The sequence below is a fragment of the Glutamicibacter ardleyensis genome (genome assembly GCF_014644555.1).
Lineage (GTDB): Bacteria > Actinomycetota > Actinomycetes > Actinomycetales > Micrococcaceae > Glutamicibacter > Glutamicibacter bergerei.
Window position 1 is genome coordinate 20,710 of record NZ_BMKX01000010.1, and the last position, 25,834, is coordinate 46,543.

General features: G+C 55.8%; 18 protein-coding genes. 2 read left to right on the forward strand and 16 right to left on the reverse strand.

Annotation, left to right across the window (positions count from 1 at the left end; genetic code table 11):
- Positions 1-3: 3 nt before the first annotated feature.
- Positions 4-738 (reverse strand): hypothetical protein, encoded by a 735-nt coding sequence (locus tag IEX04_RS15805; protein WP_188687087.1) that lies wholly within the window; start codon positions 736-738, stop codon positions 4-6.
- Between the two features lie 272 nt (positions 739-1,010).
- On the opposite strand from IEX04_RS15805, the gene IEX04_RS15810 reads away from it, so the two are divergent.
- A complete protein-coding gene (locus tag IEX04_RS15810; RefSeq protein ID WP_188687089.1) occupies positions 1,011-1,598 on the forward strand; it encodes an acyltransferase in 588 nt (195 codons plus the stop codon).
- 95 nt (positions 1,599-1,693) lie between these two features.
- On the forward strand, positions 1,694-4,393 hold the full coding sequence (locus IEX04_RS15815; protein ID WP_188687091.1) for a WecB/TagA/CpsF family glycosyltransferase: 2,700 nt from the start codon (positions 1,694-1,696) through the stop codon (positions 4,391-4,393).
- 154 nt (positions 4,394-4,547) lie between these two features.
- On the opposite strand, the gene IEX04_RS15820 is transcribed toward IEX04_RS15815, so the two are convergent.
- The 15 genes from IEX04_RS15820 to IEX04_RS15890 form a co-directional block, all read right to left on the reverse strand.
- The gene (locus tag IEX04_RS15820; RefSeq protein WP_229677195.1) at positions 4,548-6,284 is read right to left on the reverse strand and encodes an O-antigen ligase family protein; all 1,737 of its coding nucleotides are present in this window, start codon (positions 6,282-6,284) and stop codon (positions 4,548-4,550) included.
- A gap of 259 nt (positions 6,285-6,543) precedes the next feature.
- A complete protein-coding gene (locus tag IEX04_RS15825; protein ID WP_194446470.1) occupies positions 6,544-7,326 on the reverse strand; it encodes a YveK family protein in 783 nt (260 codons plus the stop codon).
- Positions 7,327-7,425: 99 nt separating this feature from the next.
- Complete coding sequence (locus IEX04_RS15830; RefSeq protein ID WP_188687096.1) at positions 7,426-8,298, reverse strand: glycosyltransferase; 873 nt, start codon at positions 8,296-8,298, stop codon at positions 7,426-7,428.
- A complete protein-coding gene (locus IEX04_RS15835; RefSeq protein WP_188687098.1) occupies positions 8,295-9,560 on the reverse strand; it encodes a hypothetical protein in 1,266 nt (421 codons plus the stop codon). Before IEX04_RS15835 ends, IEX04_RS15830 begins: the two co-directional genes overlap by 4 nt.
- Positions 9,557-10,693: a glycosyltransferase gene (locus tag IEX04_RS15840; RefSeq protein WP_188687100.1), complete on the reverse strand. Its 1,137-nt coding sequence runs from the start codon at positions 10,691-10,693 to the stop codon at positions 9,557-9,559. Before IEX04_RS15840 ends, IEX04_RS15835 begins: the two co-directional genes overlap by 4 nt.
- On the reverse strand, positions 10,693-11,955 hold the full coding sequence (locus IEX04_RS15845; RefSeq protein ID WP_188687102.1) for a glycosyltransferase family 4 protein: 1,263 nt from the start codon (positions 11,953-11,955) through the stop codon (positions 10,693-10,695). Before IEX04_RS15845 ends, IEX04_RS15840 begins: the two co-directional genes overlap by 1 nt.
- Positions 11,952-13,439, reverse strand: coding sequence for a lipopolysaccharide biosynthesis protein (locus IEX04_RS15850; protein ID WP_229677196.1), 1,488 nt, complete (start codon positions 13,437-13,439; stop codon positions 11,952-11,954). Before IEX04_RS15850 ends, IEX04_RS15845 begins: the two co-directional genes overlap by 4 nt.
- Before the next feature lie 2 nt (positions 13,440-13,441).
- Positions 13,442-14,569: a DegT/DnrJ/EryC1/StrS family aminotransferase gene (locus tag IEX04_RS15855; RefSeq protein WP_188687104.1), complete on the reverse strand. Its 1,128-nt coding sequence runs from the start codon at positions 14,567-14,569 to the stop codon at positions 13,442-13,444.
- On the reverse strand, positions 14,566-15,219 hold the full coding sequence (locus IEX04_RS15860) for a NeuD/PglB/VioB family sugar acetyltransferase (protein ID WP_188687194.1): 654 nt from the start codon (positions 15,217-15,219) through the stop codon (positions 14,566-14,568). The genes IEX04_RS15855 and IEX04_RS15860 overlap by 4 nt, the downstream gene beginning before the upstream one ends.
- 1 nt (position 15,220) lies before the next feature.
- Positions 15,221-16,375, reverse strand: a complete 1,155-nt coding sequence (locus IEX04_RS15865) for a DegT/DnrJ/EryC1/StrS family aminotransferase (RefSeq protein WP_188687107.1) — start codon at positions 16,373-16,375, stop codon at positions 15,221-15,223.
- Between the two features lie 29 nt (positions 16,376-16,404).
- The gene (locus tag IEX04_RS15870; protein ID WP_188687108.1) at positions 16,405-17,427 is read right to left on the reverse strand and encodes an NAD-dependent epimerase/dehydratase family protein; all 1,023 of its coding nucleotides are present in this window, start codon (positions 17,425-17,427) and stop codon (positions 16,405-16,407) included.
- On the reverse strand, positions 17,424-18,521 hold the full coding sequence (locus tag IEX04_RS15875) for a Gfo/Idh/MocA family protein (RefSeq protein WP_188687111.1): 1,098 nt from the start codon (positions 18,519-18,521) through the stop codon (positions 17,424-17,426). The genes IEX04_RS15870 and IEX04_RS15875 overlap by 4 nt, the downstream gene beginning before the upstream one ends.
- Positions 18,521-20,050, reverse strand: a complete 1,530-nt coding sequence (locus IEX04_RS15880; RefSeq protein ID WP_188687113.1) for a sugar transferase — start codon at positions 20,048-20,050, stop codon at positions 18,521-18,523. The genes IEX04_RS15875 and IEX04_RS15880 overlap by 1 nt, the downstream gene beginning before the upstream one ends.
- A 578-nt stretch (positions 20,051-20,628) precedes the next feature.
- Positions 20,629-23,316 carry a helix-turn-helix domain-containing protein gene (locus IEX04_RS15885; protein ID WP_188687114.1) on the reverse strand — a complete coding sequence of 896 codons (2,688 nt, stop codon included), beginning with the start codon at positions 23,314-23,316 and terminating at the stop codon, positions 20,629-20,631.
- Positions 23,313-25,814: a helix-turn-helix transcriptional regulator gene (locus tag IEX04_RS15890; protein WP_194446471.1), complete on the reverse strand. Its 2,502-nt coding sequence runs from the start codon at positions 25,812-25,814 to the stop codon at positions 23,313-23,315. The genes IEX04_RS15885 and IEX04_RS15890 overlap by 4 nt, the downstream gene beginning before the upstream one ends.
- Positions 25,815-25,834 lie beyond the last annotated feature (20 nt).

The window sequence follows — 25,834 nt, forward strand, 5'->3', positions numbered from 1 at the left end:
TCGCTACTCCTGGATTTCAAATACTCCGGCAGCAACGATTGATGTTGCCCCGGTAGGTAGCTGACGAATCGTCACCGTCGTCGAGTCCGCTCCAAAGGACCCCATCAACTGGGTGACCCCGGTGGCCGGTTCACTTTGAGTGGTCAGCCACTGCTGCTGCTCAAAGTGCTCAGAATAGAAGGAAAGAACCTCTTCAACACTCGAGTTGCTGCGACCTTCAACTCCGGCAAAGACCATTTTTTCTTGCTTCTCTACCGAGGACTGGACGATTGTCGTCGCTTTGGGTACCGGTACGGCGTCTTTTGGAAATTCTTTGGTCAGCTTGCCGGTGGACATACCAGTTTTTGGTGCCTTCTTCAATACAGGTTGACGTTCCGGTGTATCCGGGAGCTTAAATTGCGAAGCTTTGGGTTGTTCGGGTACTTCTAACCTTGTCGGCGAAGCGCTAGGTTTCGGATCCCAACTTGGGCGGGTAGCTTCAGCTGTGGGTTCGCCTGGCTTGTTCTCTTCAGTTTTTTGCTTCTTCGGCTCAGAGTCTTTGCCTTTTGCGGACGGACTTGCAGAGGAATGAGCGGACGGAGCTGCTGAAGCCGAGGGAGAAGCGGTCACGGGGCTTTGTGCGGTGTCCGCTGACAAGCCAGCCGTGGGAGTTGACCCGCCGAAATCCAGGGCGAGCGCGACGACCAGCAATATCGCGGCTGCGCCCAGCACTATAGCCACAAGAATCTTGCTTTTCATATTTCCCCCATTAGCTACCGTGCTCCCCCAGGATCACGAGATAACCTGCTCACTAGGCTATACCTCGCCCAGTAAAGATATAAGCGCAATAGGCTCCGAGACATACTCGATATTTACTTGGCATGGTTCGGAGAAACAGTTAGTTGCACTCCCCTTCTGCGCTGATCAATTTTTCTTCCTGAATACAGAACTATGCTCAGAAGACGAGGCATACGGCATTGGGGTCCGTAGGCTCACCGGTTCATTAGGAACCGAATTTTTGGGGGAAATTCATGACTCACATCGAGCAAAGCGCCGATGTGTCGCCGTTGGCGACCATTGGCAAAGAGAGCAGTGTCTGGCACCTGGCACAGATCCGCGAGGAAGCTGTTCTCGGTGAAAACTGCAACATCGGACGAGGCGTTTACATTGGTCCCGGTGTTGTGTTGGGTGATAACTGCAAGGTGCAAAATTATGCGCTGGTCTATGAGCCGGCATCACTGGCGGATGGAGTCTTCATTGGCCCTGCCGCAGTACTGACCAATGACCTCTTTCCACGCGCCATCAATCCTGATGGAACCCGCAAAGGAAATGAGGATTGGGAGGCAGTTGCAGTCACCATAGGCCAGGGTGCCTCCATCGGAGCGCGTGCCGTGTGCATTGCACCGGTGCATATCGGAGCTTGGGCCATGGTGGCCGCCGGCGCGGTAGTCAACCGTGATGTTCCGGCCCATGCACTGGTAGTTGGCGTGCCAGCACGGCAGATTGGCTGGGTAGGCACGGCTGGACACCGGCTGGAATTCACGGATGGCTCCTGGCAGTGCCCTGCCACCGGTGAACGCTATGACCACCTCGGCTCCGAATTCACTGTTCCGGTTTAACCGGCCACTGGTATCTCCCGCACTTTCCACCATTCCGAAGCCCGCGGTCTCTTTGACCGGGCTTGGTGGTGCTTACACTTCTTTCAAGGAAAATCATGACCGCCACAAATCAACGCGTGGATCTGGCCGGAATAGTGGTGGATCTACTCACCCAAACAGACGCCGTCGCCAAAATCATTGGCCACGCACGCCAGGCAAAGCACTTACCGGACGCCGAATTGTCAGCATTATCGGTAGTTTCAGCAAATCTGGACCATCTGGTGCAATTCGGCCATGGAAGCCGCTGGCAAGGGGTGTTGGGTGATTCATTGCATCCCAGCAGGCCGCTGCGCTATGTGCCAGAAGCACCCTCGCCGTTCGATGCACCGCCTATGTTGTGGCTGAACCTCATCGATGGGGCTCCATTAGTCATGCGCACCAAACAATTGACGGGAAAACTTTGGCCAAGGCTCGCTGGAAGCGATCTGATTGGCCCGATCCTGGATGATGCCGAAGTTCATGGACTGCGTGTGGGATTCCTCGGTGGCCAGCCAAAAATCCAGGCCCAACTCGCCGCACAGCTAGCCGAGCAACGACCCAACCTGCACGTCTCTGGATTCTGGGCACCGGAACGCAATGAGATTGAAAACGAATCCCTCTCGATGCAATTAGTGGCGGCCATTCGTGAAAGTAACACCGACATTCTCGTAGTCGGGCTTGGCAAGCCCCGCCAAGAATTGTGGATGGCATCTTACGGGTCGTTGACCGGAGCCAGCGTGCTGTTAGCTTTTGGCGCGGTGGTAGATTTCCTGGCCGGAACCGTACAACGTGCACCGCAATGGCTGGCTACCAGCGGGCTTGAATGGGCGTGGAGACTTAGTCTTGAACCCCGCCGGCTGGCACAGCGCTACCTGGTGGATGACCCTCCGGGATTGCTGACGCTGCAACGACAAAGCAAGCTCATCTCAAGTACACAGGCAAGTCCGCTTCGGCAAAAACCTGCCCGCAGATTCCCGAGATTGCAGCCGCCAGGTGAGGGAAAATTTGTTGCGGTGAAAGCTCCGGTGGATGTTTCGGTCATCGCAGTCACCTACAACAACGCCGACTCAGTTGAACAGCTGATTTCCTCCTTACGTGTTGAGGCTTCGGGGCTACGGCTGCGGATAGTCATTGCAGATAACGGCTCCGTGGACAGCACAGTTAAACAGCTGGAAAAGCACGATGACGTCATCGTGATTCCTACCGGGTCCAATCTTGGTTATGCCGGCGGTATTAACGCCGCGAGGCCATATACCGGCGACTGCGAAGCGGTGCTGATCCTCAATCCAGATCTATATGTCAGTCCCGGATCTATCCAACGGCTGCTCAACAGAATGTGGCTCTCTCAGGCAGGAATTGTTGTCCCACGCCTGCTGGAAGAAGACGGAACCACCTATACCTCCTTGCGCCGTGAACCAACGGTGCTCCGCGCGACTGGTGACGCCCTCTTCGGCGAGCGCGTCTCGAGGAGACCGGGATGGGGTTCTGAAATTGAATACAATCTGGAAAGCTACGCCCATCCGCATCAAATTGATTGGGCCACCGGAGCGGCGCTGCTCATCGATTCAACGTTGGCCAAAGAACTCGGCCCCTGGGATGAGCAGTTCTTCCTTTACTCGGAAGAAACCGACTACTTCAAGCGCGCCCGGCAGGCTGGAGCGCGGATCTGGTATGAACCAGAATCGTCCATGACCCATCAAATGGGTGGATCCGGTGCCTCGGTGCAGCTGGAAACCCTGATGGCGGTGAACCGCATCAGGTATGCGCGTAAGCAGCAGCCTGTGCGCACCGCCACGATGTTCCAGAACGCCGTCATAGGACACGAAGTCTTGCGTTCCTGGAAGCCGCAACGCGGTGGCGTGCTGCGCGCAGTTGCCACTGAGCGCTCATGGTCAAGTCTGCTCGCAGCTACCGGCGGAACCCAACCGCACGATGGTTTCCCTTTCGGTACGGTGATTATCCCCGCACACAACGAGACGGCTGTCATTGCCCAGACCTTGGAACCTCTGCAACCGCTTGCCGAGCAAGGACTGATCCAAGTCATTGTCTCCTGCAACGGGTGCACCGATGACACCGCTCAGATTGCCCGGAGCTTTTCCGGGGTACAAGTCATTGAGATATCTACACCGTCAAAGGTGGCAGCATTAAACGCAGCAGAAAATATAGCCAAAGGATATCCAAGACTATATTTGGACGCTGACATCATCATCACTGCTTCAGCCTTGAGAATGGTCTTTGAACACCTCAGCGAACCCGAAGTGCTTTCGGCAAGACCGGCCTTCACCTATGACACCGCAGGAGCTTCTGGCATCGTGATGGCCTTCTACCGGGCACGGCGCCGGTTACCAGGCACCAACGATGCCTTATGGGGCGCCGGCGCATATGGCCTAAGCCGTAGCGGACGAGCACGCTTCACGCAGTTCCCCTCAGTAGTCGCCGATGATCTATTTATTGATCAGCAGTTCACGGCTCAGGAAAAGACCGTGCTCCCCACAATTCCTGTGCAGGTCAAAACCCCGCGCACCGTCGGATCGCTGCTGGCAATACTGCGCAGGAACTACCGGGGACAGCAAGAACTATTGCGCCAAGACCAAGCATCGTCCACCACACGGTCAACGCTCGGCCAATTAGCGAGATCCATTTCAGGGCCAGTCTCTGCCTGGGATGCCTTGGTTTATGCAGGAATGGTTGCTGTGGCCCGCGGTAGCAAAAAACCGGCCGCCACTGGCGCGGGGACTGTCTGGGAACGAGATGATTCAAGCCGTCAGGCGGCTTAGCTCCAGTCAGTAACTACCGGTGGTGAGAGTTCAAAGACCGGCATGCTCTACAAGAGCATGCCGGTCTTTGCTGTCTTAGTGCTGCTGGATCAGGCCACGCGAAGCCACAAGTAATCGTGGTTCGAACCCGTGTGCCGAGACATTTCAATGACTACTAATTTTTGGAATGGCGCCACTTCACAAACTTATTCAGGCTCATCGCACCCGCGAAAGCCGTGCCAAGCGCCAAAACCAGCAGCACCGCCAAGGCATACTTGATCCGCACATCGATGTACCCCACAGGAATTGTCTGAGCGACTCGCTCCGTGGTGATCTGCGATTCTTTCCAAACACCGGTGTCAGTTTGAGGTGCAATCGCCAGAGCTGTAATTTCCTTAGTTATCTCTGTCGCCCGACGTTCTGCCTCCTCGGGAGTATCCTTGACAATCTCAACGGTGATTTGTGATTTATTAAAGTTCGTCTGCCACTGCCCTCCAGAGCTCGGAAGATATACGGCTTCAATGTCGCGCATTCCGGTTCCATACAAAGGTGCACGTACCGGACGGATATCTGCTTCATGGTGTTTATTCTGATAGATCCGCTGCACCATAGCTGCGTAATGCACCGTAGAGGAAGCTTCAGTACGCAAGGCATTATCTTTAGTGGCGCCCGGTGGTGCTTGGAACACGATATCGAATTTCGTGTAGAAGACTCCTGAAGCTCCACGTATGTGAAATCCCAGGGGAATGAAGGCAGCCAGAATCAGAACTACAACGAACCACCAGCGCAATAGAACTAGGAGCAGACGCGAAATCTGCATCTTGGCAGGCTTAGTTAAAGCATCCGGGGAGCTAAAATTCACCGGCTGGATATCAACAATGTCCGGGGACAGATTCCAATGGGCGCCGGCAAGCCCAATCATCAACGAGATCATGCCGATAGATTGTGGGAAATGAAATGAATCAAAAAATGCGCTGAGTAATGCGGCGGCTAGAATACCGGCTCCAATGGCTGGACCCAGAGCGGAGATTTTGATGTCGGTTCCACGCCTGCGGAATATTGTGCAGAACGAACTGACGAGTACTAACGTAATAAACGCAAGAGATCCGACGATTCCGAGCTCAATGAGCAAACCAATAAATTGGTTGTCAAAGATACGATAGTCCGCGGTCATGGTTCCCAACCCACGCCCGAGCCACGGTGAGACCAGCAAATATCCTGAAATGGCAGGGTAACTCGACGTTCGTGAATCTATGCTGGAATCAGATCCTGAGAACATCCCCATAATAGTTCCTGCTATGCCCGGAACCGCAACATACAGCACGCCAAGACCAGCAATGCCCGCGAACAGTGCAATCTTCCTGACTCGTGGGGCCCAAGTTGGTACAAGAATCAACATCACCACGACAATGCCGATCAACGCCGACCTCGTGACCGAGAGCATGGCGGCACCGCAGATCAGAGCTGTCGGCAGCCATCTGAATATCAGGCGTTTTTCGGCGCCATGTATGGCCATAGTCAAGGCAATGGGCAGGGTCACGGAAAGTACCGAAGCATATTCCAGGGTGTGACGCGCGGTAGATTCGGGCCGGACGAAGCCAGCTCGCGAGTCAACGCCCCCAGCGCCGCCTCCCACCAAACCTGGGATATTAATCTGGTCAACAAAATTCAGACCGGTAAAAAATTGAGCTAACCCCAATAGCGCATAACCACCGCCGAACCACGCAAGTCGATTGAGCAAAACCAGAAATCGATCCCGATCCCGCAATCCATCGTTTGCGACCAGAGCTACGCCGGCAAATCCTGCAATTTTGATCAGGTTCATCAACGCGCCATTGCTATCAATGAATGGCATCGCCTGCTGAGATGAATTCACATAGCTGGCGAGAACCATCCCGACAAAGATGAACAAGGCAATTCGTACTATTTGGAGATGCGGTGGTTGATAGGACCGTATGCCCCGTACATGATGCCATACCCACCACAACAGCATTGCCAGTGCGAAAAGCGTTGAGGGGGAACCGGCAGCGCCAAGCGGACCGATCCCCCGATCAGAAGGGACTACCAGCAAAAGAAATAGATAAATTGTCAGTACGGTCGTAGCGTCTGGACGCTTTATCGGGCGAGGTTCAAAATCGCGTAGTTTTCGTCGAAACGAAGGCTTCGTCTCGCTAACTTCTGGCACGAGCACGTTCACGCACGAGTCCCGGTGCCGTTTGAGAATCTTCCTGGAACTCTTCCGGCTTTATTGGAGTCGCTAAAACAGGAATAGCGGTCGCATCTTCCAACGCAGGCTGCTCAGTGGATGCAAGATGCTTGTCTAATTCTTTCTTCATCTTCCTGGCCTTCAAGCGCTTCTTCAAAGCAATGAGCATGCGGTCAAGTAGCCCGGTTCCCAGAAGTGAGATACTCGTTCCGCCGAGCGCCACGAAAGCAGTGAATTGTATCTGCCTCTTATTGTTCGGCTCCGGCACTGCGTCCTTCGATAACTCCAGGGTGGTAATTTCAGAGTTTGCCGGAACTTTCAGTTCTGACTGCAAAGTCCGTAATGTCAACGGGATTGATGCCAAAGTTTCATTTAGTAACGCCACTGTATCGTCAGCCCGATTCGCGGTGACAGTGATCGCAGCAATCGGACCCGATGTGGTTGCATCCTTAGCAATGGCAACTTCGGCACCATCATATTTCGACTCGATCGGTTCCATGACTTCCGGAGAAGTGATTTTAACCTGGAGTACGCCCAGCGCCTGATCAAGTCCGCCCAGATAAAGATAGGGATTGTCCCCCACCGTAACGGCAACCTTTGGCGGTATGAGTACCACGCTGGCTTTGGCTTCATAGCTTGGCTCAATGGAATTGAATACGTAGAAGCTCGCCATGCCGGTGATCACCAGTCCGAGAACTAGTACGTACCAGCGCCTTAGGCAGCTAAAAAGAAGATCATGTAAAAACATTTATTCCCCCCGAATTTTTGTGTTTTCACCCAGTGCATGGCTTCCCCAAGCAATGCACCTCTCGTCCATTCTCCGGGCTTCGGAGCAATAGAGCAATAGTCAGCGCCGGACTGTCGAATATTTCTCAGCCCGCTCCTTGACTTTGTTCAGTAAATCTCTTCCGCCAATCCCTACAAGAGCATCCTTTACAGCCTTGCGGAAGGCTTCCTTGACCGAACGCACCGGACGCAGCACCAAACGTTCCTTCGCAAATTCCAGACCGTGAGGAGTCGCCGCTGCGTGTAAACCCCCGGCAAAATACCCTGCGTATTTCTCGGGACCCACTAGTTTTCCACGAACTCGATTGCTCACGTTGGTTTCGTGGATGACCTGCAACCAGCCTGGCTTTCCGCTGATTTCCTTAGTTTGCATATGTTCAGCGAGCTTATTGTGCCAATCCAACCAGCATGTCCTCGGCTTGGACCATGGCGCGGCCACCGAGCAGAATGCATTCACCGGATCGTGGCGCAAATACAGCTTCTCGCCATGTTGAATCAGACCGTTACCAATATAAACGGCGGTCTCCTCCATGGTTTCCACTGCATTTTGAAGACGCTCAACGAAGTCTAAAGCCAATCCATCATCATTATCGAGGTTGGTTGTCAGCAAGATGTCACGTCTACCGACTCCAATGGTGTCCAGGTCTTCCAACAGCTGTTCCGGCGAAACTTCTTCCCGGTAAATAGGAAAAAATGTACTGTCTTCAGAAAGCTGATCAATACGATCCTTCAACCACTGCGGGCTTTCAGGATCAAAATAGATCACCCATTTGAAGTCTGCCAGTGTTTGTTGACGAACGCTGGGCAGACAGTACTTTTCGAAAAGTACCTGCCTATCCCGAAGCCACCCTTCTTGTGCCCGAATTAGACTCTCAACACCCTTGGACGGAAGGTTGAAACGGGTAAGAATTACGTGATCAATGGTCGGTTTCATAGCTTCACCTTATAAACGTGGTAGGTGTATTCGTGTTGGAAGGAATCACGGAATGTACCGTTGTTCACCGGAATTTTCCGGTCTTCAAAAAGTACTTCAACAGTCGTCCCAGAAATTCCTTCCGGTAACTTCATCTCGCTGTCGCCCGAACTCTTTTCTGGCGCGGTCATCGCAAATACATATGCGTAACCATCGTGTACTTTCAGCATGGTGTCGACTTCGGGATTCAGCTCGAAAGCCAGGCTCTGTGTATTGAGTACCGAAGCCAGCTGATGGATTTGATTGTTGACAATTCGAGCTGCGTCTACCTGCTCCTCGCCGCAATATCCGACATGGACTTGGGCCATGCGAAAGACGTTTCCGCCCTGGCAAGGGCCAGACAATGCCTGATTGAAGTACACGATGCCGCGGGCCTCGTGGATCACCGAGTTCATCACGGCACCGCGTAACTGGTTCGGGGTGATGTATTCACTGAAGGTGGATTCTTTGTCGCTTCCGCCCATATTTTCCACGAATTGCCACAGCGGTTGAAGCTTGCCATCCACCGTGTCCCGTTGCCGCAAGGCATCCATGGTTTGGCCGTAGCTGGATGCTGAGCGGCACGATTCTTGTTTGATCGGAACCAAAGAAACATCTCGGTAAGGTTCCGCCGAGCAATGCGGAATCGTGTACCAGTACTTATCGACGGACACCACGTCGGTGAAGTCGTTAACGTACTGCTCAGAGTCGCTAGCCTTCAGATCATTTTCGAGGACCATGTACGTGTAGTTTGCGTATTTGAACAATCCGTCGGGTACCTCCGAGCTGATCTCGGACAGATGCTTGCGACCGGCTTCCGGTTCAAACCTTCCATCGACTTCATCATCGAGAATATAACCGACCCAGCTAGGAGTTTTTTCGTTGAAGGTGTCATTTATGGCACCGCCGATCCAATACATGTCATTGTCGTTGAGCCAAGATGACTCAAAGGTGGCTGGCATCCCGATATAAGTATTGATTCCAAGTTCTTTATCAAAATCAATTTCTTCTTGATTGGATACCCCGTTGTACCAGGCGACGATGGGGAAGAATTCAGGCTCGTCCCAGCCAGCAGCATCCGCCTTCGCGAATTGTTTCCAGTACTCCGGGCCTCCCTCCCAGGGGACCTGTTCCAGGCCCAAAGGGCCAATGGTCGGCGGCACAGATTCGGCAACTGGAACGGTGCATCCTGCCAGCAGTAACGCAGCTAATGCGGCAAGCGTGATCTCACGCAACGTTTTCACATCTTCACCTGGCTCAGTTCAATGAGGCTGGCGGCCCGTGATTCCCAAGAATGCAGGCTTGCAAAGTCAATCAGGCGCTGCCGGGTTTGTGCATCGGGAGCTTGTGCTACCAAGCCTCCAACAAGCCGGACAAAATCACGTGGCGTATCTGCAATTTTAACCAAATCCGTATCAAGCCAACGCACCGCTGGTGAATCAGTGGACACCACGGGAAGGCCCGCGGCTAGGTAATCCAAAGTCTTCAGCGGAAAACTAGCCTTGTTAAAAGCGTTGTCCAGATATGGGGTGATTCCCACGGCGGCTGCGCCTATCAGAGGTGGTACTTCGCTTGGCTTTACCTCACCATGCCAGAAGACGTTCGCTGCACCGAGGAATTGATCAAGCTGTCGTGACACCTGCGGATCTCGTTCACGCCGTGGACCGACTACATCGATTTGGTGACCCGCTGCCACCAGCGAATCGAGAATCTCAAAGTCCAAACGCTCGTTAAGCTGACCGAGCAGAACGACATTCCCACTTGAGCGCACAGGCAACTGTGCCTGTTCAGCACCCAGTGGTCTGCAACCGTTGGGCACAACCCTCGTATGTAGGCCAGGCTGCAATTCTGCTAAGACCTCTCCTAGAAATGGCGAGACCACGCTGACTACATGAGCCGAAGCAAGATTTTTCTTCAGTCTGGCTGCAACTCTGTGCGGGTTCAAACCCATCATCTCGGCACCAGAAACCCAGTTATCGGTCACATGCAACAGCCGTTTTCCACCGACTTTTTTCGGAAATTCATCGCGCGGAGATAGCAGGACTGTGGCTTGAACGCGTAATCCCTGCTCCGCAAGAGTCTTTCGTATTGCCCTATCGCGTAGGTATCGGGTCAACACTTCGATTCCAGGACGGGTGAAACCCGGGCTCACCAGATAGCGCAGGCGTGTGATTCCTTCCTGAACCGGGTCCAACTGGAATGCCGACTTGCGCGTTGGCCTAGCCACGACAGCCGGCCCGATCAGCGGAACTGGAGGGTCAACCCAGAGCACCGGAAAGTGTTTGGACAGCGCCTCAGCGAGCCGGTGATCGGTACCTTGCGTGTTTTCCCATCGAGTCCCGGGGATCACCACTATGGCGTCTCTGATTTGCCGCATCAGGCACGCACCTGGGAGGTCGTGACAGCATTTTTCGTGCCTAAGGTTGCCTTGGCATTAAAATCATCGGCCGTGGAGGTACCGCGAATTCGCGCCCCAAGCCGTGCGGCTTTGTATTGCGCAAACCGGGCGGCTGCGAAGGCATGATCCAACGTGAACTTCCTGCGCTCGCGGGTCTTGAGCACCTGGTTATAAAAATCAATTTGGCGCCGTGCTGAGGCAACTAGCGAAAACCTTTCGGTGACTACCGATAGCGAGAGCTTGCCCAGCGTGCTACGCAACGCAGCGTCTTCAATCAATGGGCGAAGCTGTTGTACTAATGCTTTCTCACCCTGCTCACTTCCTGAACCGGCGCCGTACCAGCCTTGCCAGAGAAAGTCTTTGAGAGAATTCTGATTCAGAACCTGCCAGAAACCTGCTTCGCCTTGGACAATTACCGGTTTGCCAAACGCCATTGCACGCAGAATTGAACCACCCATGCCCAACACAATGTCTGCTTTGGCGTATACCCACCGAGGGTCTTCCAATTCGCCGGTCATCACCACGCGTAGTTCGCCCGCGCGAAGATTAGCCTCCGCTACCGCGGCTTCAACCACCTCGACGGCAGGTCCGTTACCGGTGATGACCAGTTGCACCGGAACACTTCCGCGCATGTTCCCCACCACTTCAATGGCCGCGAGTATCCCCTCCAGCTTCATTTCGTGGGCTAGTCGCGAGACGATCGCGATCGTCAGGCCATGGCCGTGGATTCCCCATAGGTCCGACATCAAGTCCACCGGCAGTTCAAGCCCCGGACGGTTCAATGCCGTGTCGATGGGAGGTTCCATCAGCGCCACCTCGCTTCGGCCAAAGGTGCGTTCTGTGGAGGCAATCTGTTCTGTTCCTACAAGCAACGGTGTGCTGACCGGGATGAAAGGAGCCACGGACATTGACAAGACTGTGCTGACTGCCACGCTATCAAGTCGCAGGCACGCAATTTCTGCTTCCAAGCTTGGCGGCCATTCATAGCCGTGGATAATGTCTATTTCATGCTCAATCGCTATCCGCTCAAGTGCCTCGATGACTCGTGGACTAGGCCTGCGCCCGGGATCCGGAAGTTCAATGAATTCCACGCCAAGGTCTTCGACTTTGCCCACCAGCGAACCATTCTGGCCGGCGATGATCACGGTGTGTCCTAAGTCTTTGACAGCCGCGGCAAGTTCGATGGCGTTCAACTGGCTGCCGCCCATGTTCATATCGTGTGGATAGACCAAGATTTTCATGATGCTTCCCCCAGTGTTTCTGTTCGCGCAATTCCCCGAAGACTGCCAAGTTCTCCGCGACGCACATAAATGAGCGTGGCTATCGTCAACAGCGACACGCCACCGACAGAGAGCACAGAAATTACTGCGCTTTCGATATTCGTTACGAGCAGCCAGCAAACTATTGCCATGGCAAGACCGGCAACTACCGGAAGCCAAATACGTTGTGCGATGGCGCCCAAGCCAATTCCGATACCCCGCAAGTTCCACAGGTACAGCGGAAGCATCACACAGAAGGCCACCGCTGCCTGGGCAATGGCGACTCCGATAAGCCCTCCAAAATGCGCGCCAGCCAGCAGCGAGGGAATCAGCGCGGCCAGACCGATGATCTGGATGCGAAGAATTGCGGAGGTTCGCCCAATGACCACGATGTAGTCATACATCAGTTCACAAAATACTTTGGACAGCGCAGCAATCACCAGCCAGCTAAGAACTCCTGCTGCATTTGCCCACACCTCGCCGTAAACGAATATCACCAACGGCGTCGCTGCCACCGCCAACGCGATGAAAGCTGGAATGGTGGCACACGCCAGAATGCTAAAGAGGGACAGGATGAAAGCTCTGAGCTTGGGCGGGTCTGATTGCAAGGCTGCAAAAGACGCCGGTGCCACCCTGCGCAGAGGTTGCGAAACTATAGACAGCGGCCAGCTGGAGAGGTTAAACGCGAGTACATAAAATCCCAGAGCCACTGAGCCCAACAGGGCACCGGTGGTCAGCTGATCGGTGTAGCCAATTGCAAAAACAATAACGCTGGATCCGGCCAGCGGCATCCCGAACTTCAGCAGTGCCCCAGCGACGCCTTTCTGCCAGCCAAACTGGTAAGGCAAAGGCGAGGCCTTGAAGAACATGAATGCCGAGATCAGGCTCCCCAACAAGCGGCCAACGGCCAACGCCATGGCGCCAAGGCCCAGCAAGGCCAAAGCAACGGAGGCGATTGCCCCCACCCAGACATTGACTTGGTCAATCCCCATGCGGGTTCGCTCTTGGAAATCACGCTGCAACAACGCCGCTGGACCGGCCACAGCCCCATTAATCAGGACTGACAATATCAACAGCCGCACTACCCACGTCGCCGAAGGATCTCCCATCAACGAGGTGAAAGCAGGTGTGGCGAACCATGCCAGAATGCAGAAAATCGTACTTCCAACAACTGAAATGGTGTTGACTGTGGGAGCAATCCGCGCCGGGTCACCGGGCCAGCGAACAATGGCCAGGCTGACACCGAGCTCATTAAAACTGAGCACCGCCATGAGCGCGACAAGTGCGATAGCAAAGGTGCCAAATTGCTCAGGTCCTAGGACCCTAGCGAGGATAATGCCAATGCCTACGGTTCCCAAACGCGACACCAGTGTATTGCCAAGGCTCCATGCGAAAGCGCCCGAAGCTGTCATCTTACGGGTAGCCTTTTTCGCCTTGGGTTCCTGGAGCTTGCGTGCCGCGGTCATGGCTACAAAACCTTGATCAGCGCGTCTGCGACTCGAAGCTGCTGCTCCTCGGTGATGTGCGGGTACAGCGGCAGGGACAGGATCCGGCCGGCAGCGCGTTCGGTGACCGGGAAGTCCCCTTCGTTGTATCCCAGGTGTGCAAAGGCTTGGGTCAGGTGCACCGGATACGGGTAGTGGATTCCTGCGCCAATACCTGCGGCATTTAGTTCCGCGACCACCCGGTCACGTTCTTCCACCTGCACCACATACAGGTGCCACACGTCTTGGTTCCCCGCAGCTTGCTGCGGCAGGGTGACTCCTGCGACCCCGGCCAGCAGTTCGCTATAGCGCACTGCAGCTTGGCGGCGCAGCTCATTCCACCCGGCCAGGCGTTCCAGCTTGGCGCTGAGCACCACCGCTTGCACCGCATCCATCCGGGAATTGCGTCCCACAACTTCGTGCACGTATTTGGTGCGGCTGCCGTGGGCCGAAAGCAACCGGACCTGCTGCGCTAACTGGGCATCCCCGGTAAGCACCGCTCCGGCATCTCCGGCCGCCCCGAGATTCTTTCCCGGGTAGAAGCTGGTGCCAGCGATATCGCCCAAAGTTCCGGCGCTGCGCCCATGGCGGGTTGCACCCTGGGCTTGGGCCGCATCTTCGATGATCACCGCACCGCACGCGCGGGCAATGGGAGATAATTCTTCAACAAAAGCGGTCTGCCCGTACAGATGCACCGGCATGATGGCTTTGGTCTTTTCGGTCACGGCTTCGGCTACCGCCAGCGGATCAATCAGCAGGTATTCGGTATCTACGTCCACCAGTACGACGGTGGCGCCGGTAAGGCTCACGGCCTCGGCGGTGGCTATGAAGGTATTCGCCGGGAGGATCACCTCATCGCCCGGTCCAATGCCGCTGGCGCGCAGCGCCAGCTCCAGTGCATCGGTGCCGTTTCCCACCCCAACGCAGTGTCCAGAGCCCAAGAAGCTTGCGTAGCTTTGCTCGAAGTCGGCTACCGCTGCTCCCCCGATGAAGGCGGTATTTTCAAAGATCTGTGCCAGCGATTCATTTACCTGCTGCTGTACTTCTTGCTGCTGCGCGCGCAGATCCACCAACGGAATCTGGCTCTGGGTGCTCATAGTTTTGTTGCTCATGCTCTAGACCCTGTCGATTCAAGATTTGTGGAAGTAATGATCTGCCGGGCTGGGTTTCCTGCCCAGACCTGTTCTGCAGGCAGATCGTGCAGCAATGCGGATCCCATGCCAAGCACCGCACCGGCACCGATCTGCACATCTTCACGCACCGCCGCGTTAGTTCCGAGGTAAGCCCCGTGGCCCACGGAAACCCTGCCTGCCAGTTTTGCACCGGCCGCCAACGTGCAATAGTCCTCAAGCACGTTGTCGTGGGTCAGCACTACCTGGGGCATGAGCACCGTGTGCCGACCCACAGAGATATCGCAGGTGGCCACGCAGCCGGCGAGGATGATGCTTCCGCATCCCACGCTGACCGAACTTCCGAGCGCTGCCGAGCCATGGATATGTGTTGCATAGCGGGAATCATCCAGACCCAGCCGGGCCGCAATAGCCGCCCGGCTGCTTCCCTTACCGGCACAGATCAAAAGCTTTTCGGTACGCTCTTTGGCTAATTCCAGTCCCCCAAGAACCCGAACTTTGCCAATGAGCGTTCCATGCAATGCAGTGTTGTCATCAAGCAGTCCTATGACCTCATGATCACCGGTCTGCTCAATGGACGAGATAGTTTCCCGGGCCAGCCCACTGGCTGCGACGAGCAGTACTTTCGCCATCTCACTCACCGCCGGTAGCGGCAAGCACATTGGACAGCACGCTGGTGATCACGCGGTCCTGCTCATGCTCTTCGAGCTGGTGGTAGAGCGGCAGAATCAACGTGTTCGCCGTCAGATGCTCGGTGACCGGCAGCGGAGCGACAATTCCAGAATGTCCTGCATAGGCCGGTTGCAGATGCGAGGCCATGATGCCGCGCCGCGCCGAAATGCCATCTTCGGCAAGCCGTTCGAGCAGTCCCTCGCGGTCCACACCGAATTGCGGACCAAGCTCAATCCAGAATGATTGGAAGTTCGAGGTTCCATACTCAGGGTCTGTCACACAACGCAATCCCGGCACATTCGCGAAGGCGTGCTGGTAGCGGGAGGCTAGGAACCGGCGGCGGGCCACCATGGTGTCCAGCTTATCGAGCTGCACCAGCCCCAGGGCTGCCTGCAAGTCCGTCATGCGGAAATTGTAGCCAACTTCCTTGTAGCTCTCGGCCGGTGCCAGCGTGGAGTTGTGGCGTTCGGCAGCAGAGACATCCATTGAATGTTCACGTAACTGACGTGCGCGTTTGGCCCACTGCACGTTGTTGGTGGTGAGCATCCCGCCTTCACCGGTGGTCAAGAGCTTGCGTGGATGGAAAGACCACGCGGACACGTCCGCGCCGGCCCCTACCGGAGCATCGCGGTAGGTTGATCCTGCGCCGCACGCAGCGTCTTCAATGAGGACCAATCCCAACTCGTCACAGAGTGCACGCAGCGGCTGGAGATCAAGCGGCATACCGCCCTGGTCCACCACAATGATTGCAGTAGTTTTCTCGGTCAGCACCGCACGTACGGTCTGCGCCGTGACATTCCCGGTCAATTCGTCAACATCGGCAAACACCGGACGGGCACCGACATAGGTCGGTGCATTAGCGGTGGCCACGAAGGAAAACGACGGTACCACCACATCATCGCCGGCCTTGACTCCCGCGACCAGCAACGCCAGTTGCAAGGCGGTAGTGCAGCTGGACGTTGCCACCGCATAATCCACCTGCTGATGCGCGGCAAAGGCTTCTTCAAAGGCCACGGTCCGTGGCCCCTGGGCGACCCAGCCCGAGGCAATAACCTCGGCGACTGCGTCGGTTTCGGCTGTTCCCAGCCATGGTTTCATCACACTGATGCGATTCATGATTCTTCCCCCAAAAAATCTTTGTTCGCTTACTTGGTTACGCCGACTGGCTTTTTCAAGGACCGCCCGGCGGCTACTTCTTCACGCAATGGCTTCCACCAGTCCACGAGCTTTCGAAGCCCCTCTTCCAGACCAATCTTTGATTCAAATCCAAGATCCATCCGTGCGGCGGTGGTATCTGCCAGACGGCGGGACACCGAGTTCACTGCGCGTTCCGGACCGTATTCGATATGCAGATCCGAATCCATGGCCTTGAGCAGAGTTTCAGCCAGTTCCTTCAGGCTGGTCTCCGTGCCGCTGGCCACGTTGTAGATGCCTTCTGATATTGGGCTGCTGGCGGCCAGCAGGTTGGCCCGGGCGATATCCTCGGAAACCACAAAGTCCATGGTCTGGGATCCATCACCAAAAATCAGCGGAGGCAGGCCGTCGGCGATGCGTTCCATCCAGCGCACGAGGACCTCGGTGTACGCACCGTGCACATCCATGCGCGGGCCGTAGACATTGAAGTAACGCAACATCACGTAGTCCATTCCGTACATGGCACGGAAAGATTTGAACAAGCCTTCATTGAAGGTCTTGGCCGCCCCGTAGAGGGTGTCGTTGTTGTACGGGTGATGGCGTTCGGTGGTCGGGAATTCCTCGGCCATGCCATACACCGACGCGCTGGACGCGGCGACAATCTTTGGTACTTTCGCTTCTACTGCCGCTTCCAGGACGTTAAAGGTTCCGTTGACCATGACGTCCACCGCCAGGCGTGGTTCCTCCGCGCACTGGGTGATGCGGATGGCCGCCTGGTGGAACACCATGTCCTTGCCAGCGGTCACTTCACGCACCAGGTCGCGGTCCGCGATATCCCCCAGGATGAGGTTCACTCGCCCGGTGGCCAGCGCCTTGTCGATATTGCTGCGCCGTCCGCGGACCAAGTTATCCAGCACGTCAATCTGCTGGGCTCCGGCGGCTAGCAGCTGATCCACGATTTCGGAGCCAATGGTGCCAGCTCCTCCGGTGACCAGGTAGCGTCCGCCTGCAAGATTCTTAATATTTTCGTTCATCGTGCGTTCTCCATGACGGAAGTAGGGTTTTGTGTTGGTTGGGCTGTAGATCCGGCAGCCAAGCTTCGGCTTGCGTCCTCCAAGACCTTGAGCACCCGAAGTGCCGAAGGCCCGTCGGTGGGTGCTGGCCTGCATCCACGGATGCTGGCGGCAAATTCAGCCACCATCAATCCCAAAGGTTCAAATTCTGAAAGCGCCGGAGACCAGGTGTCGCCGAGCCGGTAGGAAATCGTGGCGCCCTTGCGGTTTTCCACGTCGGCACGAATCATTTCCTGCCGGTCCAGGTCCACACCGCGGTCAAAGATGGTCAGCCGCTGCTGTGGATTCAAGTCGTCCCACACCAGAGTCTTGCGGCTACCGCCAATGACCATCTGGCGGATCTTTGTAGGCGAGAGCCAATTGACATTGATATGTGCCAGGACACCGTGCTCAAGTTCCATGCTCAGATAGCCCACACAGGACTTGCCGGCATTCAGTGGATCGGAGCCAAGTGCGGTGACGCTGCGCGGGTTGAGCCCGCCGGGAATCACAAAATCCAGGATGGACAGATCATGCGGCGCAAGATCCCAGAACACATCAACATCTGGCTGGACCAGCCCGAGGTTGATCCGGGTGGAATCAATATACAGAATGTCGCCCAATTCGCCGGCCGCCAATAATTCGCGGATTTTAAGCACCGCAGGTGTGTAGCAGTAGGTGTGGTCAGCCATCAGGATGGTTCCGGCTTCTGCGGCGGCAGCTACCATTTGCGCCCCGTGCACCGAGTTATCGGCCAGCGGCTTTTCCACTACCACGTGTTTACCGGCCGCAATGGCGGCCATGGCAATCGCATGGTGGGTCCGTGCCGGGGTGGCGATAGCCACCGCGTCGACATCGTGGAATTCGAGCAGTTCATCGAGCGAACCCACGACCGCAGGCTGACCGGTCTTGCGCGCCAGCGCGTCGGCCCGGTCCAGGTCCATATCGCAAATGGCCACCAGTTCCCAGTCGGTGCTCATTGCGAAGTTGCGTGCGAGGTTCGGTCCCCAGTAGCCGGCGCCGATAACGGCCACACGCAGGGCAGGATGAATCAGGGTTTCGGGTGCAACGCTCATTAGTAAGCTCCATCGGGTTTGATCATGACGCGGAAGGTGCGCCAGATGATGCGCAAGTCGCTGAGCACGGTCCAGTTCTCTGCGTAATACAGATCCAGCCGTACGCTTTCCTTCCAATCCAGGTTTGAACGGCCACTGACCTGCCACAGTCCGGTGACTCCGGGCTTGAGCAGCAGCCTGCGGTGGGTGTGCCCCTGATAGGTCTGGACTTCAGTGAATAGTGGCGGACGCGGGCCCACTACAGACATGTCGCCGAGCAGCACGTTCACAAACTGCGGAAGCTCGTCCAGCGAGTGCTTGCGCAACCACCGACCAGAGCGGGTAATACGCGGGTCGTCCTTCAGCTTGAAGAGCGGACCGGCTCCCTCGTTCTGTTCTTGGAGTTTGGCCAGCCGTGCTTCGGCGTCTTCGACCATGGTGCGGAATTTGATCATCTTAAACGGACGCCCATCTTGGCCGGCACGTTCTTGTCTGAAGAAGATCTTGCCCGGCCCGTCGAGCCGAATGAGCAGAGCGATGACCAGGAACACCGGTGCAAGTCCGAGTAATGCCAGCGAAGAAAAGACAATGTCGAAGCCGCGTTTGAAAAAGTAGCGTGCTCCGGTGAACTTAGCCAGTTCAACATGGAGCAACGGCATGCCATCCACTGGGCTCGTACGTACCCGACGGCTTGCCACACCGGTCAGCGCGGAAACCACAATGAGCTTTGTGCCCGTGCTCTCCAAGCGCCAGCCAAGTTGCTGCAAGGCGGTGTTTCCACCGGTGAGCGGGCCGGCAACAATGACTGAGTCGGCTCCCAGCCGGGCCACCTCTTGCTCAATAGTGCCGGCATCATAAGCCAGCGGAAGAGTGGGATCAGCTAGCCGGATGTCCTGTTCGGCCTGCGCATCCGCAGCTCCGTCCAGCAGTACTCCGACTACCCGGTAGGCCGGGCCTGAACGCTTGGAAATCTGGCGTACGGCGAATGGTGTATCTGCTGGCTGCCCGTAGATCAGCACGTTGCTCAACGCGTAACCGTTGCGGCTGCGCCGGATCAGCCATTGACGCCAGGTCCAACGGCTGGTGAGTAACGCGACTAATCCCATGGGCAAGGTGATGACCAGGTACACTCGCAGGTCACCGAATCCGGTCAATCCGATCAGTGTCCCTAAGGCCCCGGCAAGAACCAGCGCGGCGTACACGAGGAATTTGTATTCCTGCATGCCCACGGCAACACTGCCTAAGGTGTGCGCCTTGAATGATCTCAGGCTCAGCATCCAGGCTATGGTCAGCAGCACTCCGGTCAGCACATAGGGCCCAGCTGAAGACTGTGAAAGCGGTGTACTTACTGCGCTTTGCTCCATGGCCAGCGCCGGCAATGCGCTAGCTGCGCCAATGATCAGCAGATCTGTGGCGAATAGCTTACGAAGATAGGCCCGGCCGTTGGATCCTACGGTTGCTACCGTGCGAGTGGACACCGGGCTCAAGGTGGTCCAGGACCCCAGCGCGTTTAGATTATTTTCGCCTAGTCGGCTGCTAATTTGCGACATTACTGTGTCCCGCCTTGCTCTGCGACATGGCATGGCAAGGGCGGGCACAATTTGGCAACACAATGTTAAACATCTATGTTTCCCCCAAGAAAGATGCATTTCCCCAATTTGAGGACGGTCCAGCCATTCCCAAATAGCTGTGTTGTCCTCGTACGTATTGAGCCTAGGATGCAATTGATCGCTGCACACGAGTGGCGGAACACTCAAATGCTGTGCTGCCGGCATCCGTAAATACCCGTTTGGCACTTGGTTCCTACTCGCTCACTACTTGGGTGAGCAAAAACGGGCTTAAAGAACAGACCACGCACCAGCGCAGAGGGGTTGCTGGTGCGGGGTCTGTTTCTTGCCAAGGGACCGGCGGCCGCGCTGGGGGTATATCCTTGCGGATTCACGAACCACCGGCCCCGTATGAGGGTTGAGTCTCGCTGCCGCAGCAATTGAAAGTACTGTGGCGGGTACGCACTCGTTCGGGCAGGATCTGGTTGGTTGCTCGTCGGCTCCCAGTATTCAGATTACGCAACCAGAGCCTTGCACCGCACGGGTGGTACTTACCCCAAGATTGCCCAAACCACTTGTAATTACCTAGTACCGGTACCCGCTTGGAGTCCTGCGTTGTTAAGTGCAGAGCGTTCGGTAATTCCCAGCTTAGAGAACACCCGGTAGAGGTGTCCTTCGACGGTTCGCTGCGAGACAGTCAGCGCCCTGGCGATCTGGGCATTGTTCCGGCCTTCACGGGCCAGCTCCACGATTTCAGCTTCGCGTGCAGTTAACTCGGTCAGTGCCAGAATTCGGGCAATGTACCTGCCCGAATCCAGCCCGTGTTGCTCGAGGATTTTTGCGGTGCGCCGCAGCAATGCACCGCATCGTCGCTGATCTCCGGCAGCCGCGTGTTGTTCGGCGGCCCGGGCCATCGCTTCAATAGCCACCAGATATTCGTCCTTGGCCAGCGCTTGCGCAGCTAAGTCTTCCAGCAACTCGCTGTTAGCTGCGCCAAGTAATTCCATCAGTCGTGCCAGGAGCGCGGGCCGTGAGCCCTGGTGTTCGCCAGCTAAGAGATGTAGCCGCTCGCGCTGCGGTGCCATGGCCAGTTCTTCGCCACTTAGTTGCCGGGTGTGGCTGTAGAGGATTTCGCGTTCAATGAGCGGGAAATCGCTGAGGGATTCGCCGTCATGCGGATTGCCAAGCGCTGCGGCGAAAGCTCGCGGGAAGATACGCTGTTCCGAGGCTTCCTCGCCCAGGTATCCGGGCACCGAGGAATATCCTCCAGCCGTGTCATCCACCGTTCCGAATGCCACGGCCGCGGGTACCGGAGTTCCCAATCGTGCAAGCAGCAGCCGATAGAGATTGATGGCCACCGAGAGTACCTGAGCGGTATCAACAATTCGCAGTTCGGTCACTGCCTCGGCGATCTTCGAGACGGCGGGACGTACCCGGCTCTGTAGGAGATCACTGATTCCATCCAGTAAGGAAACGACTCCTTGATAGTGCTGAATTGAGTTCAGATCCGTGCCGCGATACGCGTTGATGAACTGCTGTGCACGTTGGTATTCGCCAAGAAACAACAGATTCCAGCCAATACGGAAGAACACTCGCACCTCATAGAGGGAACGAAATTGTGCTTCTGTCTGGAGTATCGCCATGGTCGACTCAGCCAGCTGCAGTGCGTCCGTGCACAGTCCCTGGGAGCTGTAGAGGTCGCTGAGTGTGATCATGGAAATGATTCGTGCCTGAATCGGCAGATCTGGATCATCCAAGAAATTGTGCAGCTCTTGGGTTCTCGGACGCGGACCCTTGGCTGAATTAACCCGGATCCACAAATCCAATAATCCGGCCCCTGCATGTTGCAAGGTGAGAAACGCTTCCAAGGCAAGTGGATCGTTTTGCCCTTCGGCCCGGCTCTTCCAAGTGCCCAGGATCTTTTGCAGTTCGCTCTTATCCATACCGATACAGGTAGTTACCTCTAGCAGGTATGCAAAAGCCTGACCCAGCAATTCCAAATCTGTCAGCTGATCGATCAGCCGTAAGAGCAGGGACCGAGCCGCATAGTACCGGCCCATTCCCAACAAGACTTGGGCTTCGAGCAGTGCGCCTTGCTGGTGAAACTGCGAAAGTTTTCCCATGGTGCATAACCGCAAGGCCAGCTCATAGTCCAATGCGCTTGCGGTCGCCTGCGCTATCTGAAGAACCGTCGCCGTAGGTACTGGCTCTCCGATTTCCAAACTCCACAGCACTTCCAGTGCGTTAGCGTCAATCCCCAATTTGACGCTGGCGGTGCTCCAGAGCTTATGCAACTGCGCGCTTTCCTGTTCGGTCACCAGTTCGCGGACCACGCGTTGCTGCATTTCAGAGCTCAAAGTAATCGCAGCTTCAACGACCGATAGATCCCCTGCATCAACTAGTCGCCGATAGGGCAGGGAACATTCATCAAGCAGTTCCGGACGTTGCGGTCCACCCAAGGCCAACAGGCGCAGCGTCAGCTGCTCCTCAGCCGGCAGATATCGAGTCAGTTCGCGACCTAAGGAGATGAGGCGCGCGTCAACTTCAGGCAACGGACGGGCAACGGTCCAGACCGGTTCATGAACGGTTGAATCATTGAGTAAAGAGTCGTCTTGGAACAGGATTCCCTGCTCCTTGCAGGAAGCTGCATAGGCTTCGACGAAGCGGGGATTACCACCAGTCATGCGTTTGATGATCCTTACCGATCCTTCGCTGAGCCTTCCATCAACGACCGTTTCGGCAACTTCTCTGACGCCTAAGAGATCCAGTGGTTGCATAATGATGGTGCTGAAGGAGGCAACCTCGGTCAGTGTCCCAAGCGGCGAGTTGGCATCCAAGGTCCCGGCACCCACGGCTATGACTTTCACTGCCGCATTTTCAATAAGCAACGACAGCACAAAAGAGCTTTGGGCATCCAGGTACTGCGCGTCCTCGACAAGCACAATTCGGGGCCCTGCTACACCATCTGCACTGAATAATGTACGGTTCAGCTCGCGCAATACGGCAACCGGCTCATCAATATTTTCCAGCGCCCCCAAGTAAGGTGACAAGGCTCCGTGAGCTATAGAACTCAGAGAATCACTGCAAAATAACCTCATTACCGGGCTCTGAATGCCTGGTGCTGACAGCACAGCCTCCACGAGACTGGTTTTACCCATGCCGACGCCTCCAAGAATCAGCGCCCCGCCGGAGCCTTGCTGGCGCAATGCCCGTAGCAGTTCGTTGTATTCAGTTGAATTAGTTCGGCTGTTTCCTCCCGGCTTGATCATCGTTGGGCTACCGTGCGTCGACTCGATCGATCCAAAGCCGTCAGTTCTTGCCGGTTGCGCACCTGAAGCTTTGAATAAACCTGGTACAGATGCCCCTCCACGGTACGAATCGATACCCCGTTAAATTTTGCTATTTCCAAGTTTGATTTCCCGCGGATCGCCAATTGGGCAATCTGAGCCTCGCGTTTGGTCAAGTCACGGACCCAGCTTGGTTGCTGTTCTGCCGAGTCAATCTGACGTTCTCCTAGGGGCGCTTTGTCCGGAGCTAAAGCTCGTTTATATTCGTTAAGTGCCTTTGATAATTTTCGCTGCTCCTTGGCATCTAGCAAAGAAATAAGCTCATTATGCGCTGGGGCAGCTAGTAGCAGATGGCCGTTGAAGGCCAGAGTCTTCAGGGCCAGGGCGAGCCCCGGCCCGTCTAATTCGCTGACTGACTTTGCAAGCTCGACAACATTCTGAGCTAAAAATCCTTTGCACCTGCGACTGGCTAGTTCAAGCTGTGGCAGAGAATCCCAGCTGCCCAAGCGCACGGCGAATGCCAAGGTAAGCATTTGAAAAACCAAATGCCCCTCACCCTGAATTTGTTGGGCAAAGTGCGTCAACCGAGCTTTAGCCACGTCTTTTGAACCTAATTCAGCCAAGCTGAGAGACGCGAAAATTTCAGCCGTCCAGGTGTAGAAGTTTAATGGTGCTGTGGTGTTTTTGGTTTCGCTGAGCCCATTGGCCATCAAGGTAGTGGCTTCCATACGCCTGCCTGAACAGGCCAAGGCATAGGTGACTACCGATTCCATGGCATAGCGCAGCGTCTGATCCCCCTCGTAGCCCAGTTGTTGCAGGCAAGGCTCCAATACTCGCAGTGCTCCTTCATGGTCGTTGGCCAACCCGAGGAGAATTCCATGTACCGTTTGGGCATGAGCCATCAGCAATGGATTGAGCTGGCTGCCAGCGGCAAGTTTTTGCGCCCTAGACGCTGCTAATTTCCAATGTCCCGCCAAGAGCTCGGTGTGCAGGAGTAGCTGTTCGATGTCCGCGACGTCTTCTGGACCAAAACTGCTGACTAAAGGCGCATTAAACCGAATTGCGCGCAGCTGATCATCCAAGTGTCCCGCCAAAGACATGGCCCCACCCTGGCGGGACTGTGCTGCCCAGCCTTTGGCCTGAATTGCCAAGGCACGTAGATGCAGAGATTCACTCATCCAATTCGAAGATTCCGCTAATATCTCAGTACCACCAATGATCCCTGAGTTGTTCCCCATTTCGTCTTCGGACAGCAGCGACATTTGGCTGAGGATTTCAAGTTCCTGATCAGCTAGGATCAATGGTTCTAGCGCACCGGCTTCGTTGATTGCCAAACGCAGGCCCTTCCAGGCGTGAGCGATCACGTCCAAAGTCGCCGCCTGCCGGCCAACCAGAGTCAACGCATTGACATGCATTTTCAAAATTCCTACGCGCACCTGTGGATCCATTTGCCAGCCTGCCGGATCATATCCGTGGCTCTGGAACTTTTCGGCCAGTGCAAGCTGGTCGGCATACCTACCGATATCTTTCAGTTCACGCAGCGCGGCCAATGATTGTGCGGCACCGGGATCCGGATGCAGTTGCGCGAGTTCGATACGGCCACTTGCTTTTAGCTCCCCACCGGTTTCGGACCGCATCAGCAACCCGAGCAATGGCGTTGCTATCCCCACGCTGTTGGTAGATTCATGCAGATACTTGACCGCTCCGCGATTCAGCAGACCGTCAAGTGGACCAGTCAGGCCGGAAAGGTGGACGCGGTCTAAAGCTACCGGGCCACCAAGGGCCAGGATCGTGAGTAACTCTCGTTCTGCCGAAGTCATTCCCGCGGTTAATGAGCTGGAGATCGACTGAATGTCGTGACCTGAGCCAAGTTCGGCCGAGCGTAGAACCCACACACCTTGCTGCTGAACTAACTGACCATTCACGCACCAGCTCTGGACAAGCTTCCGCATCAATCCGCGATTACCGTTGGTCAAATAGCACAGTGTGGCCGAGCTATAGAGCGAGACCTGTCCACCCAGTTCCTGCTCTAAAAACTCGTGAGTCTGCGTACTGTCCATACGGCTGACACGAAGCTGTTCGAGTTTTCCCGACCGAAATAAGGTAAAAAGATCACCCGGCAGATCATGCACATGCTCACAGATGACTACGAGTTTGATTTTGCCCATGACGGCGAGCTGAGCAAGCAGCGAGCTCGATTGCTCGTCAATGAGTTCCGGTCGTCCAAGCATTACCAATGCTGCAGAATTCTCAAGGCAAAGAATCTTTCCCAGCCCGTGAATCAGCTCGTGGCGCGTCGTGTGTGAGTCAACGTCCAACTGCGCTAGCAGGAACGACAGCACACCAAGCGGCACCTTCGTGCCAAAATTGCTTCCATTCAAGCGAATGAGTCGTGGCGCCTCGCTGAGCAGGCCAAGGCCAGCCTCAACAAGTGCGCGGCGACCACTGCCGGTTGGACCGGAAACCACTGCACCAGACAATTGCGGATCGCTGAGGATCC

What these genes read in the sequence shown, in the direction of transcription:
- IEX04_RS15805 (WP_188687087.1), bottom strand. Translation starts at nt 738, where the DNA reads ATGAAAAGCAAGATTCTTGTGGCTATAGTGCTGGGCGCAGCCGCGATA.
- IEX04_RS15810 (WP_188687089.1), top strand. Translation starts at nt 1,011, where the DNA reads ATGACTCACATCGAGCAAAGCGCCGATGTGTCGCCGTTGGCGACCATT.
- IEX04_RS15815 (WP_188687091.1), top strand. Translation starts at nt 1,694, where the DNA reads ATGACCGCCACAAATCAACGCGTGGATCTGGCCGGAATAGTGGTGGAT.
- IEX04_RS15825 (WP_194446470.1), bottom strand. Translation starts at nt 7,326, where the DNA reads ATGTTTTTACATGATCTTCTTTTTAGCTGCCTAAGGCGCTGGTACGTA.
- IEX04_RS15830 (WP_188687096.1), bottom strand. Translation starts at nt 8,298, where the DNA reads ATGAAACCGACCATTGATCACGTAATTCTTACCCGTTTCAACCTTCCG.
- IEX04_RS15840 (WP_188687100.1), bottom strand. Translation starts at nt 10,693, where the DNA reads ATGCGGCAAATCAGAGACGCCATAGTGGTGATCCCCGGGACTCGATGG.
- IEX04_RS15845 (WP_188687102.1), bottom strand. Translation starts at nt 11,955, where the DNA reads ATGAAAATCTTGGTCTATCCACACGATATGAACATGGGCGGCAGCCAG.
- IEX04_RS15850 (WP_229677196.1), bottom strand. Translation starts at nt 13,439, where the DNA reads ATGACCGCGGCACGCAAGCTCCAGGAACCCAAGGCGAAAAAGGCTACC.
- IEX04_RS15855 (WP_188687104.1), bottom strand. Translation starts at nt 14,569, where the DNA reads ATGAGCAACAAAACTATGAGCACCCAGAGCCAGATTCCGTTGGTGGAT.
- IEX04_RS15860 (WP_188687194.1), bottom strand. Translation starts at nt 15,219, where the DNA reads ATGGCGAAAGTACTGCTCGTCGCAGCCAGTGGGCTGGCCCGGGAAACT.
- IEX04_RS15865 (WP_188687107.1), bottom strand. Translation starts at nt 16,375, where the DNA reads ATGAATCGCATCAGTGTGATGAAACCATGGCTGGGAACAGCCGAAACC.
- IEX04_RS15870 (WP_188687108.1), bottom strand. Translation starts at nt 17,427, where the DNA reads ATGAACGAAAATATTAAGAATCTTGCAGGCGGACGCTACCTGGTCACC.
- IEX04_RS15875 (WP_188687111.1), bottom strand. Translation starts at nt 18,521, where the DNA reads ATGAGCGTTGCACCCGAAACCCTGATTCATCCTGCCCTGCGTGTGGCC.
- IEX04_RS15880 (WP_188687113.1), bottom strand. Translation starts at nt 20,050, where the DNA reads ATGTCGCAAATTAGCAGCCGACTAGGCGAAAATAATCTAAACGCGCTG.
- IEX04_RS15885 (WP_188687114.1), bottom strand. Translation starts at nt 23,316, where the DNA reads ATGATCAAGCCGGGAGGAAACAGCCGAACTAATTCAACTGAATACAAC.